The sequence below is a fragment of the Flavobacterium ovatum genome, assembly GCF_040703125.1.
Taxonomy (GTDB): Bacteria; Bacteroidota; Bacteroidia; order Flavobacteriales; family Flavobacteriaceae; genus Flavobacterium; species Flavobacterium ovatum.
In genome coordinates, this window is sequence record NZ_CP160035.1 from 4,015,827 (window position 1) to 4,027,471 (window position 11,645).

Here is an 11,645-nt window from a genome sequence, read left to right on the forward strand (position 1 = left end):
GTTTACGCATGAACTTTAATTAAAATAAATGTGGCTCCAAATTAATCAAAAAAGGAAGTCAACACCCTTACCTAATTTTAAGTTTCCTTATTCTGATCCAATCTAAATTCTCCATAATTTTTGAAAAATTTAATAAATGATGAACATCTAATTGTACACGTATTGATTACCTTTCCTTACTTTAAAGTAGCTAAATGAATAACCAAACAGAAATAGGAATAATTGGTGCTGGACTAGCCGGCATGACAGCAGCTATTCATTTGTTGAAACAAGGTTTCTCAGTCACATTATTTGAGAAAAATAGTTTCCCCAAACATAAAGTCTGTGGCGAATTTATTTCGAATGAAATATGGGATTATTTACAAACTTTAGACCTTGACATCAACTCTCTTCAGCCGACAAAAATTGACACTACTCTTTTATCAACCTTAGATGGAAAAACTATTGAATCAAAATTACCACTGGGAGGTTTTGGCGTAAGTCGTTATACTCTCGATTACTATTTGTATCAAAAAGCACAAGAATTAGGAGGTACCATAATTCAAGCCAATGTGATTGATGTGGTTTTTTCAAATGATCAATTCACGATTTCAACCGATGATAACAAACAGTTCAAGTCAAAAGTCGTTTTAGGTAGTTTTGGAAAACGCTCCAATATGGATCTACAATTGAAACGAAAGTTCTTCCAGGAAAAATCCCCTTGGCTGGCGGTAAAAGCACATTATGATTTCCCGTTCCCAGACAATGTTGTGGCTTTACATAATTTTGATGGTGGTTATTGTGGTGTTTCAAAAGTAGAAAACAACGCTATAAATGTTTGTTACTTAGTTCGGTACAATTCTTTTAAAAAACACAAAGACATAAGCGAATTTCAGCAAAAAGTAATGTCGAAAAATCCTTATTTAGATATCGTTTTTAAAGAAGGTAAAATGCTCTTTGAAAAACCTATAACGATCAGCCAAATTTCTTTTGAAGACAAACCCAAAATAGAAAACCACATGATTATGATTGGTGATGCGGCTGGCATGATTCATCCTCTTTGCGGTAACGGAATGGCAATGGCGATTCACGGTGCCAAAATTGCAGCGGAACTCGTCAGCGAATATCTAGAAAACAACATAACGCGAAACCAACTCGAACACAAATACGAAACTCAATGGAACGGCGCTTTTAAAAAACGAGTACAATTTGGAAAAATTTTATCAAAAATTTTATTGAATACTACTTTGTCTAAAATAGTAATGAAAAGTGTTTTATATTTTCCTTTCTTACTGCCTTTCATTATTAAAAAAACCCACGGAAAACCAATCTAAATGGCTATTAATACTAAATATAGATCTACAGAAGATGAGATCATGGATGATTTTCTACTAGAAGGAGAAGAATTGCGAGATGCCTTAGATAAAATAGCCAGTATCAATCAGTTTTTAGGCGGCAATCAGTTAACTTTACAAGGAGTGCAGCAATTAATTGGTTCGAAAAATCAAAAATTGACAATTGTAGATGTCGGATGCGGAAATGGTGATATGTTGCGAACTTTAGCCAATTTTGGTGCGAAAAATAAATTAGAATTCGATTTAATTGGTATTGATGCGAATGCTTTCACTGTGAATCATGCCGTTGCTTTATCCAAAGAATACCCGAATATAAGTTACCAATGCATCGATATTTTTGAGGAGAAATTCAAAGAACTAAAGTATGATTTGGTTTTGTGCACCCTAACATTGCACCACTTCCAAACGGACCAAATCAATTATTTACTTCAACTATTTTCGAAACAAGCTACAATCGGAATTGTGATTAATGATTTGCATCGAAGTAGTATTGCTTATCGATTATTTCAGTTGGTTTGTTTGGTCTTCAGACTGAATAGAATGTCAAAAGATGATGGATTAATCTCCATTTTAAGAGGTTTCAAAAAGGAAGAGCTAGTTGCTTTTTCGAAAAAAAATAATTTACAAAACTATACGATTCAATGGAAATGGGCTTTCCGTTACCAATGGATTATTAAAACCGAAAAATGAGCGTAAAAATTATAAATGTTGCCACAGAATTGCCTAGATTTTCTAGAGAAACAGTAGACATACTGCCTTTTTTGGACTTATGGTTAGTCAACCAAGAAGAGCGTTTTCAACGAAAAGTAAAAAAAATATTTGAGGGAGCTAAAGTAGACAAACGCTATTCTATTATGGATCCTGCGGCAGTTTTTTCTCTACAGTCTTTTGAAGAACGCAATGCTATTTATGCTCGTGAAATGATTGTTTTGGGCGAAAAAGTATTGCAAAAAGCACTAGACAAAGCCGACTGGAAACCAGATACTATCGATTTTATCATCACTGTAAGCTGCACCGGAATCATGATTCCGTCTCTTGATGCTTATTTGATAAATAAACTGGGATTAAAGCAAGATGTCGTTCGGCTACCCGTAACCGAAATGGGTTGCGTAGGTGGCGTATCTGGAATTATTTATGCCAAAAATTTCTTGAAAGCAAATCCCAACAAACGTGCTGCTGTGATTACGGTCGAAAGTCCGACTGCCACTTTTCAGTTAGACGATTATTCGATGGCAAATATTGTGAGTGCGGCAATTTTTGGCGATGGTGCTGCTTGTGTTTTACTGTCGTCTTATGACACGGAAGTTGGTCCAAAAGTAGTAGACGAATCTATGTATCACTTCTATAACAACGAACAAATGATGGGCTTTGAACTGACTAATAAAGGATTAAAAATGATTTTGGACGTGGCTGTTCCTGATACCATCGAAGAGCATTTCCCAGCCATCATCCATCCTTTTTTGGAAAGAAATCAACTCGAAATTGGGGATATTGACCATTTAATTTTTCATCCGGGTGGAAAAAAAATCGTTAACTTAGTCGAAAGCTTATTCTCTGAATTAGGAAAAAACATTGACGATACGAAAGAAGTATTACGCTTATATGGAAATATGTCGAGCGCAACCGTCTTATATGTTTTAGAACGCATTCTAGACAAAAAACCGAAAGCAGGAGAAAAAGGAGTTATGTTAAGTTTTGGCCCTGGATTTACAGCGCAACGCGTTTTATTAGAATGGTAACATGAGGAAATCTGACATTATATCCCAATTACCATATTCGAAACCGTTTTTGTTTGTGGATGACATTCAATCTGTAAATGAAAACGGAATTGAAGGCTGTTTTACTTTCGATCAAAATTTAGATTTCTATAAAGGGCATTTCAAAGATAATCCTGTAACGCCGGGAGTAATTTTGATTGAAACGATGGCTCAAATTGGATTGGTCTGTTTGGGAATTTATCTCAACGAAGGAAAGACTATTACTAATATTGCTTTTACCTCATCGGAGGTTGAATTTTTGAAACCTGTTTATCCAAATGAAAAAGTGACGGTCATTTCAGAAAAAATATATTTTCGTTTTGGGAAACTAAAATGCAAAGTAAAAATGTTTAATCAAGCTAAGGAAGTCGTTTGCATGGGAACGCTTGCGGGGATTATTGTTTAATGTTTTTTTTAGACATCTAAGCTTTTAGTTTTTATTGTGTGACCAAGTTTTAAGATAAACCTTAAATTAAGACCATATAAGTCGTTAGAATATTTAAATGTAGTTATTCATATCAAGGAAAAACATGATTTTTTATAAAAATATTTCTGTCAGCCTGAGCGCAGTCGAAAGCACACAAGTGGTACGCTTCGACTGCGCTCAGCGAGACAAAACAAAGCATTAAATCATTTTCAATACTTATGAGGTATCACTAAATAGTAAAAATGTATTACACCAATAAAATTGTACTCTAACCGAAATTGACTGCGACAGTTAGTTATCGAAAATAATATTGAAAATTGAAAAAAAGAGTTGTCATTACCGGATTAGGAATCGTTGCTCCGAATGGAGTTGGACTCGATGCGTTTACGCATGCTATAAAAAACGGCATTTCGGGCATCGAGCTCAATCCAGAATTGGAACGACTACAGTTTTCCTGTCAGATATCAGGTACACCGAAAATCTCAGAAGAATTAAAACGAAATTACTTTTCGGACTTAGAATTACGAAATTTCAATTCGACAGGTATTTTATACGGCGTTATTGCTGGACTTGATGCATGGAAAGATGCAGGATTAACCATTGAAAATAATGAAAACCCTGATTGGGATTCGGGAACTATTTTTGGAACAGGAACCAGTGGAATTGAAAAATTCCGGGAATCAATTTATAAAATTGATGATTTTCAAACCAGAAGATTAGGGAGTACGGCTGTGGCTCAAACAATGAATAGCGGTATTTCAGCTTATCTAGGAGGGAAATTGGGATTAGGAAATCAAGTGACTACGAATTCCTCCGCTTGTACTACTGGGACAGAAAGTATTATGATGGGATTTGAAAGAATCCAACAAGGGAAAGCCAAACGAATGTTGGTGGGAAGCACCAGCGATTCTGGTCCTTATATTTGGGGTGGTTTTGACGCCATGAAAGTATGTACTTTTAAACACAATGAATCACACGAAAAAGGTTCTAGACCGATGAGTGCCTCTGCCTCAGGATTTGTACCTAGTAGTGGCGCTGGAGCATTGGTTATTGAGGATTTAGAATCTGCCTTGGCACGAGGCGCTCGCATTTATGCTGAAATTCTTGGCGGTAATATCAATTCTGGTGGACAAAGAGGGGAGGGAACGATGACTGCACCTAATTCGATTGCTGTTCAAAAATGTATTATAGATGCTTTAGTCGATGCTAATGTGAATGCTGATGAAGTCGATTACATTAACGGGCATTTGACAGCGACATCAAAAGACGCATTAGAAATCAAGAATTGGAGTGAAGCTTTGAATCGAAAAGGAATCGGTTTTCCTTATATCAACTCACTAAAATCAATGATTGGCCATTGTTTGTCTGCTGCAGGAAGCGTTGAAAGTGTCGCCACCATACTCCAACTTTACAATGGATTTATTTTCCCGAATATAAACTGCGAAGACCTACATCCTGAAATCAATAATTACATAGACGCTGAAAAAACACCGCAGCAATTAATCGAAAAAGAACTGAATATTGCAATCAAAGCCAGTTTTGGATTTGGTGATGTGAATGGATGCCTAATTTTCCAGAAGTTCAAAATATAAAAAACATATAATTACTACCCTAAAAAATGAGCAAAGAAGAAATAATTGAAAGATTAAAACCTATAGTAAAGCCTTTCGTTAATGATGAAGAAGCTTTTGTAAACCTAACGGATAAAACCAATTTTATTACCGATTTGAATATCAATTCGGCAAATTTGGTCGACATCATTTTGGATGTAGAAGATGCTTTTGATATTGTAATAGACAATGAATCGATGGAAAAAATGACCGATATCGAAAACACAATTACTATCATTCAAACCAAATTAGCCGAAAAATGATTGGTAATGATGTTGTAGATTTAGTTTTGGCAAAAACAGAAAGTGATTGGAAACGTAAAGGCTTCCTAGACAAACTATATACGGCATCGGAGCAAACTCTTATTCAAAATGCAGCTAACCAAGATGAAATGGTTTGGTTGCTTTGGAGCATCAAAGAAAGTGTGTATAAAGCCAATCAAAGAATCTATTACAATCAAGGATTTTATCCTATCAAAATAAAAATTCAATCGTTGGAATTAGAACATGGGGAATACCAGTCCATAATCGAATTGTTTGGGATTCCGTTTTACGGGAAGAGTCGTATAGTCGATCAAATCATACGTACTGTCGCAGTACAACAAAAAAGTGATTTCGAAAAAGTAATGACTTTATATATTGTTGCTTATATCAAAAACGAGAACGGATTGCCCATAGAAGAGACTTCTGGAAAACCCATTTCTGTAAGTCATCATGGACGTAGTAAAGTAATTGTAGGTTTTCGATAGGATTAATTCCCAGAGAACATTTTCTCCATTCTTTTTTGCATTTCTTCTGGGCTGACTTCTTCAATATGAGTGGCAATCATCCATTTGTATCCAAAAGGGTCCATAACCTGACCTGTTCTGTCACCATAAAATTCATCTTTGATTGGCATAACAACAGTTGCTCCAGCGTCTATTGCTTGTTGGAATACTTTGTCTGTATCTTCGACATAAATACTTAAAGCTACAGAACTTCCTCCTAATGTTGTTGGACTGATAGCGCCCCAATCTGGATTTTCGTCAGATAACATTAGTAATGAACCTTCAATTTCGATTTCCGCATGTGCTACTGAACCGTTTGGCATGAGCAGTCGGAACCTTTCTTTGGCTCCAAAGGCTTTTTTATAGAATTCTATAGCCTCATTACAACCTTTGATGATGATATAAGGATTAAGAGAATGAGCTCCTGGATAAATGTGTTTTGGTTTCATGATGCTGATTTTTAAGTAAATTGATATTTTAACTATATCCTAAAATTACAAAAATTCATTTAAAAAACCAGTTATCGAATGTTCTTATGAGAACCATCACAACGTGGCCATTTTTTGGTCAAACCGCAAGTACAGTCGTTGATTCCTTTACCGTCTAGGATTTGCTGGAGGTATTTTTCGATTCGAGTAACGCGGGTTTGAGATTGTTTGGCAGCAGTAAAAAACAAATTATAACCGCGTTGTCTTCCCGGAGTTAAGGATTCGAATGCTTTTTGGAAAGTTGGGTTTTCTTTAAATATTTGAAGTAACTCTTCTGGGAATTCTAAATCCGTGCTTTCTTTTAATTCTACTTTCAAACCTGCTTTTTCTACTTCGATAGCTTCGTAGATATACGATTTCAAAATCGTTTCTTTTTCAAGGATTTCCTGAATATTTACAAACTTAATTATTCGCACCGATTGTGAATTTTCGCCGGGTGCTTCTAGCAAATTATCCGTATCCTTTAGCAATATACCTTTGAAAAAACTCAACGTGCAATAGTCTTTAAACCCACCGATTAAAATGATATTGGTATTTTGAAAGGTATAACAGGGTTGTCGCCACTTCAATTCTTCAGTCAATTGACAATCCAAGAGAATATTCCTTAATTGCTCCATTTCTTGCTGCCATTTTTTGGCTTTACTTAAAAATTCATCAATTTTTGGATTCATTGGTAGAATGGATTGAAATTATTAATTATTTCCACAAAATCTTGAAGGTGCAAATTTTAACTAAAAGTAATAACTCTGCTGCAATTAATGCACTTATTATTTTAACTTTTTACTTTTTATGGAAATCAAATAATCTTCATAATCCTCAGATATCCATTTCTTTTTATTTTCTAATGCAATTTGTTTTTCCTCTGGATATAAGGCAGCAAGTCTATCTGAATAAATTGAAATTTGAATCGTGTAATTGTAAAATGCTTCTTTGGTCAGTACTATATTTGGATTGTTTTTATTTTCGAAAAACTCAAAAAAAAGTGCGTCAAACTGTTTTTTAGAATAATTCATTACTTTCTTTTTATTGGCAGCATAAATTGTTTCTTTGAGCTGTTTGTCTTTGTCGCTAGTTGGAATTTCTTGCGCTACTAAAGTTGTAACGAAAAGTACCATAAGAAGTATTAAGTATTTTTTCATGCTGATTTCATTTATTAAATATACTTTAGAATTACCCTATAATCCTACCAATTCCCTAGTCCAGATGGCAATGGAAAGCCCGGAGCAACTAGCACCTCTATTTTCTTGCCCAAAAAGAGCGACTGAAAGAAGCTCCTTTTTGGGCTTAGAAAAAGGGTGCTAGTTGTGAGGACTTGTAATGTACAGCTGGAAATAACTCCTGAAAATTATTCGTCGTCGTAACCTTTGAAAACAAAATTAATTCCAAATTGAAAGGAGATACTTTTGGCTTTAGAAAGGTCTCGGTAAGCCAATAAATTATCGCCCATCAAGTAGATATTGAATGCTCCTATATTGCCTGCAAGTCCTAAACCTATGTTAGTATAGGAAAAGGAATCCAAGGTATAAGTGGCCTTCAGGTGTAGGTTGTCAAAAATATTTCTTTGGTAAAACCCCGTTAATGCCAACATAGGTGTTTTGGGAGTGGTCATCATAAACAACTGTGCTCCTAAAGCGTTTTTGTAGTCATGATTGTCGCTACCGTAACAATTGCAATCAGAACCACCACGACCATCATTAAAGGAATATTGATAGGAAGCATTCATTTTTATGGGGCGCCATGTATTGTACTTGGTACGTGTGGTATCTAACGATATAGCCTCTTGAAACTCATTGAAACTATTTGTTGAATTATTAAAATTGATAAAATCAGGATTGACTCCTTTGTATTCATAATAACCGTTATAATTATATGTCTTCGCATCTTTACTATGGCTAATAAAACCTACATCTAAAATACTCCCGGTCCACTGAATATTTTTTTCAGGATAATAGGTAAAACCTACGTCCAAACCTAATCCTAAATCAGGGCCTAAAAAGGCTTTTTTCACTACGTTATCATCATTACTATTTTGACTATTACCATCTATGTAATTTGCAATTCCTGATGTCTGTAATTTCAAATTAGAATACACCACTTGCTCATAGACTGTGGAGTTAGAAGGAACCGTATAGATATAACCGGAATTCTTAGTAGTGTTTGCATTGAACCCACTCATATAAATTTTACCTCTTGCTCCAAAAATAAAATTATCTTTGATCTTTTTATGAAAACCAAGATGTAAGACAGTAACTGCCTCAGCTTTTGCACTTAAATCACCTAGATTGAAAGATTTTCCAATATAATTTAGATTTCCATCTAAAGCTAAAATAACAGGATCTTTAGGCACATATACCAAGGCATCAAATTCTTGATACATTCCGAAAGAAATATAGGTAGGATTGTCCCAATCTCCAACTCTAAACCCTCCATTGAAAATCTCCAACTGTTCATTTACAACCAATTTATCATTACTGGTAGTTGAATAAACAACGTCCCTGAGTTTGGTATTAAAATCCACTCCGTTGTCTGCAAATAAATCATAAGCAGAAAAACCCGTAGAGCCTACATGTGTAGAAATACCAGAAAGGAAAGGCAGTCCGAAATAAAATTTATACGATACATCAGCTCCAGGATTAGTCATCATAGACTGAGGTACTGATGTGAAATTATAGAGAATTTGTTTATTTTGAGCTAAACTACAAAGAGAAGTCAATAATAGAAGCCAATAGAATATAGTTAACTTCTTCATTTTATTTCCATATATACGTTTGCACTTGACCTCAATTTCAAATTCCCAGGACTATTTTCAGTCAATGGAGTTCCAGGTAACATCTCTACCCCAATACCCTCCTTTTTAGCTTGTTTTAACAAATCTAAATTCGCGTCTTTAAAAATTTCAGTTTTAGTAATCACTTGTGGAGTTCCGTTAGATGCAGGTATATTAAAACTAATAGTATAGATTGGCTGATTTGTTTCATTATAAAAAATGAAATCAACTATGTACGCTCTGTTTATGGTATTAGTCACTTCAAAAAAGAAATCAGTACGCACTAAATTATCTCGGAAAAAAGAATCATTAAAAGCATCAAATTTTAGAGTTGCGAAAGCTGTTTTAGTTTCACCTCCACTAGTAACAAACTGACTAGCTGGAACATCAAAATAAGTTAAATTAAGGACTTCAATAGGAGTCAATATTAAATCATTGGTTTGGTTAAAGTCCAAATTACTGGAACAAGACCAAGACACAAACACCAACAAGAAGATGCTTATTATTTTTTTCATTGTAGATTTATTTTTCATTTAAAAATTATTATATTTACTTAAACTTACTAAACAACCTCGAGGCTTCATTGTAGGCAGATTCAAAACTTAACGGATTTAGATTGGTATTTATTTTATTCGAGGTAAAATAGGATAATAATTTTTCGGTTGGCATATTACCAGTGAGTTCATCTTTTGCCATTGGACAACCTCCAAAACCCTGAATAGCACCATCAAAACGACTACAACCTGATTGAAAGGCAGAATCAATTTTTTCAAACCATTTATCATAAGTCGTATGAAAATGAGCTCCAAATTCAATTTGGGGATATTGCTGAACCAAATTAGAGTATAAATACTGAATAATTTCAGGTGTAGAACTACCTACAGTATCAGATAAAGAAAGTGTTTTCACTCCCATTCTCGCTAATTTTTCAGTCCAATTTCCAACAATTTCTATACTCCAAGGATCTCCATAAGGATTCCCAAAACCCATCGAAAGATAAACTACTACTTCTTTATTGCTTTTGTAGGCAATGTTTAGAATTTCTTCCAAGGTGATTAAGGATTCGGCAATGGTTTTATGGGTGTTTCTCATTTGAAAATTCTCCGAAATCGAGAAGGGAAAACCTAAATAATCTATTTGCGGATGCTTTGAAGCAATTTCTGCTCCTTTGGTATTGGCAATTATAGCTAATAGTTTGCTTGTTGTTTTGGACAAATCCAATAAATCCAAAACTGCAGCTGTATCTTGCATTTGTGGAATGGCACGGGGCGAAACAAAGCTCCCAAAATCAATCGTATCAAAACCCACACGTAACAGGGCCTGAATATAAGCTGCTTTTTGTATTGCAGGAATAAATGTTTTAATGCCTTGCATGGCATCTCTAGGACATTCTATGATTTTGACTGAACTCATTATAATCAAAGATATAAAAACTTAGTTTGAATCATCTTTTCTTTTAAAAACATTTGTTTTTTTTGTTTTATTCTAAAGTAAAAATCCCGATTACCAAAGGGTAATCGGGGTTTAAAAATATTTTTAAAATTTGCTTTTCAGCTTATTTCACTTCCATTAATTCTACATCAAAAATCAAAGTAGCGTTTGGAGGAATCACACCTCCAGCTCCTGCTGGTCCATACCCTAAATCAGAAGGAATAACAAAACGAGCTTTATCACCTACTTTCAATAAAGCGACACCTTCGTCCCATCCTTCGATCACTTGTCCTTGACCTAAACGGAATTCGATTGGTTTTTTTCTTGGGTAAGAAGAGTCAAAAACTTTTCCAGATTCTAATGAACCTTCATAGTGTACAGAAACTGTTTTCCCAGCTTCTGCTTGTTTCCCATCCCCTCTTTGGATGAATTGGTAACGCAAACCACTCTCCGTTTTTTCAAAACCTGCCGCTAATGTTTCCATTTTTGCTTCTGATTCTGCTTTTAAAGCCTCTTGTTTTTTCAAACGAGCCCCTTTTAAACCTACAAATGCTTCGATAGCATTCCATTTTTCAGCCTCTTCACCTACTCTTATAATTTCCAAAGAGTCTAATTTATCTCCTTGAGCTACTGCATCAACAATATCTTGACCTTCAACAACGTGACCAAAAACAGTATGTTTTCCATCTAACCATGAAGTTGGTACATGTGTAATATAAAATTGAGAACCATTAGATCCTGGTCCTGAGTTAGCCATTGCTAAAATTCCTGGCTTGTCATGTTTCAAACTTGGGTGAAATTCATCATCAAATTTGTACCCTGGGTCTCCAGATCCTGATCCTTGAGGACATCCTCCTTGAATCATAAAATCAGGAATAACTCTATGAAAATTCAAACCATCATAGAATTTTTGGCCTTGAGGTTTTATTTTATTCTCCATATTTCCTTCAGCAAGAGCTACAAAGTTCCCTACTGTTCCTGGCGTTAATTCATGCTCTAATTTTACTAAAATAGCACCTTTAGCAGTGTTGAATTTAGCGTATATTCCGTTTTCCATCTTTATAT

General features: G+C 34.8%; 14 protein-coding genes. 7 read left to right on the plus strand and 7 right to left on the minus strand.

Translation table 11 applies throughout. The annotated features are described in order from the left end of the window. The first annotated feature begins 194 nt into the window (after positions 1 to 194). The 7 genes from ABZP37_RS16515 to ABZP37_RS16545 all read left to right on the plus strand — a co-directional run bounded on the left by ABZP37_RS16515 (position 195) and on the right by ABZP37_RS16545 (position 5,876). A complete protein-coding gene (locus ABZP37_RS16515) occupies positions 195 to 1,313 on the plus strand; it encodes an NAD(P)/FAD-dependent oxidoreductase (protein ID WP_366184281.1) in 1,119 nt (372 codons plus the stop codon). After that, positions 1,314 to 2,024, plus strand: coding sequence for a methyltransferase domain-containing protein (locus tag ABZP37_RS16520; protein ID WP_366184283.1), 711 nt, complete (start codon positions 1,314 to 1,316; stop codon positions 2,022 to 2,024). It begins immediately after the preceding gene. After that, positions 2,021 to 3,073 carry a type III polyketide synthase gene (locus ABZP37_RS16525; protein ID WP_366184285.1) on the plus strand — a complete coding sequence of 351 codons (1,053 nt, stop codon included), beginning with the start codon at positions 2,021 to 2,023 and terminating at the stop codon, positions 3,071 to 3,073. The genes ABZP37_RS16520 and ABZP37_RS16525 overlap by 4 nt, the downstream gene beginning before the upstream one ends. A 1-nt stretch (position 3,074) precedes the next feature. Beyond that, positions 3,075 to 3,497: a FabA/FabZ family ACP-dehydratase gene (locus ABZP37_RS16530; protein ID WP_366184287.1), complete on the plus strand. Its 423-nt coding sequence runs from the start codon at positions 3,075 to 3,077 to the stop codon at positions 3,495 to 3,497. Between the two features lie 338 nt (positions 3,498 to 3,835). Further along, a complete protein-coding gene (locus ABZP37_RS16535) occupies positions 3,836 to 5,110 on the plus strand; it encodes a beta-ketoacyl-[acyl-carrier-protein] synthase family protein (protein ID WP_366184288.1) in 1,275 nt (424 codons plus the stop codon). A 26-nt stretch (positions 5,111 to 5,136) separates the two neighbouring features. After that, entirely contained in the window at positions 5,137 to 5,391 is a 255-nt protein-coding gene (locus ABZP37_RS16540; RefSeq protein ID WP_366184290.1) for an acyl carrier protein, read from the plus strand. Continuing rightward, positions 5,388 to 5,876 (plus strand): 4'-phosphopantetheinyl transferase superfamily protein, encoded by a 489-nt coding sequence (locus ABZP37_RS16545; RefSeq protein ID WP_366184291.1) that lies wholly within the window; start codon positions 5,388 to 5,390, stop codon positions 5,874 to 5,876. The genes ABZP37_RS16540 and ABZP37_RS16545 overlap by 4 nt, the downstream gene beginning before the upstream one ends. Positions 5,877 to 5,878: 2 nt before the next feature. Here the strand turns inward: ABZP37_RS16545 and ABZP37_RS16550 are convergent, their stop codons facing one another. From ABZP37_RS16550 to ABZP37_RS16580, 7 genes are all read right to left on the minus strand, one after another. Further along, positions 5,879 to 6,343 (minus strand): VOC family protein, encoded by a 465-nt coding sequence (locus ABZP37_RS16550; protein WP_366184293.1) that lies wholly within the window; start codon positions 6,341 to 6,343, stop codon positions 5,879 to 5,881. Between the two features lie 71 nt (positions 6,344 to 6,414). After that, positions 6,415 to 7,053 (minus strand): DUF1801 domain-containing protein, encoded by a 639-nt coding sequence (locus ABZP37_RS16555; protein ID WP_366184295.1) that lies wholly within the window; start codon positions 7,051 to 7,053, stop codon positions 6,415 to 6,417. Positions 7,054 to 7,149: 96 nt separating this feature from the next. Then, complete coding sequence (locus tag ABZP37_RS16560) at positions 7,150 to 7,521, minus strand: hypothetical protein (protein WP_366184296.1); 372 nt, start codon at positions 7,519 to 7,521, stop codon at positions 7,150 to 7,152. Between the two features lie 206 nt (positions 7,522 to 7,727). Further along, positions 7,728 to 9,131 carry a DUF5723 family protein gene (locus ABZP37_RS16565; RefSeq protein WP_366184298.1) on the minus strand — a complete coding sequence of 468 codons (1,404 nt, stop codon included), beginning with the start codon at positions 9,129 to 9,131 and terminating at the stop codon, positions 7,728 to 7,730. Next, positions 9,128 to 9,664 (minus strand): hypothetical protein, encoded by a 537-nt coding sequence (locus tag ABZP37_RS16570; protein WP_366184300.1) that lies wholly within the window; start codon positions 9,662 to 9,664, stop codon positions 9,128 to 9,130. Before ABZP37_RS16570 ends, ABZP37_RS16565 begins: the two co-directional genes overlap by 4 nt. A gap of 34 nt (positions 9,665 to 9,698) precedes the next feature. Then, complete coding sequence (locus ABZP37_RS16575) at positions 9,699 to 10,562, minus strand: hydroxymethylglutaryl-CoA lyase (RefSeq protein ID WP_366184302.1); 864 nt, start codon at positions 10,560 to 10,562, stop codon at positions 9,699 to 9,701. A 142-nt stretch (positions 10,563 to 10,704) separates the two neighbouring features. Continuing rightward, entirely contained in the window at positions 10,705 to 11,637 is a 933-nt protein-coding gene (locus tag ABZP37_RS16580; RefSeq protein ID WP_366184303.1) for a peptidylprolyl isomerase, read from the minus strand. Positions 11,638 to 11,645: the final 8 nt, after the last annotated feature.

Bases quoted from the DNA above. Each gene is read 5' to 3' on its own strand.
- ABZP37_RS16515 (WP_366184281.1), top strand. From the start codon at position 195: ATGAATAACCAAACAGAAATAGGAATAATTGGTGCTGGACTAGCCGGC.
- ABZP37_RS16520 (WP_366184283.1), top strand. From the start codon at position 1,314: ATGGCTATTAATACTAAATATAGATCTACAGAAGATGAGATCATGGAT.
- ABZP37_RS16525 (WP_366184285.1), top strand. From the start codon at position 2,021: ATGAGCGTAAAAATTATAAATGTTGCCACAGAATTGCCTAGATTTTCT.
- ABZP37_RS16530 (WP_366184287.1), top strand. From the start codon at position 3,075: ATGAGGAAATCTGACATTATATCCCAATTACCATATTCGAAACCGTTT.
- ABZP37_RS16540 (WP_366184290.1), top strand. From the start codon at position 5,137: ATGAGCAAAGAAGAAATAATTGAAAGATTAAAACCTATAGTAAAGCCT.
- ABZP37_RS16545 (WP_366184291.1), top strand. From the start codon at position 5,388: ATGATTGGTAATGATGTTGTAGATTTAGTTTTGGCAAAAACAGAAAGT.
- ABZP37_RS16550 (WP_366184293.1), bottom strand. From the start codon at position 6,343: ATGAAACCAAAACACATTTATCCAGGAGCTCATTCTCTTAATCCTTAT.
- ABZP37_RS16555 (WP_366184295.1), bottom strand. From the start codon at position 7,053: ATGAATCCAAAAATTGATGAATTTTTAAGTAAAGCCAAAAAATGGCAG.
- ABZP37_RS16560 (WP_366184296.1), bottom strand. From the start codon at position 7,521: ATGAAAAAATACTTAATACTTCTTATGGTACTTTTCGTTACAACTTTA.
- ABZP37_RS16565 (WP_366184298.1), bottom strand. From the start codon at position 9,131: ATGAAGAAGTTAACTATATTCTATTGGCTTCTATTATTGACTTCTCTT.
- ABZP37_RS16570 (WP_366184300.1), bottom strand. From the start codon at position 9,664: ATGAAAAAAATAATAAGCATCTTCTTGTTGGTGTTTGTGTCTTGGTCT.
- ABZP37_RS16575 (WP_366184302.1), bottom strand. From the start codon at position 10,562: ATGAGTTCAGTCAAAATCATAGAATGTCCTAGAGATGCCATGCAAGGC.
- ABZP37_RS16580 (WP_366184303.1), bottom strand. From the start codon at position 11,637: ATGGAAAACGGAATATACGCTAAATTCAACACTGCTAAAGGTGCTATT.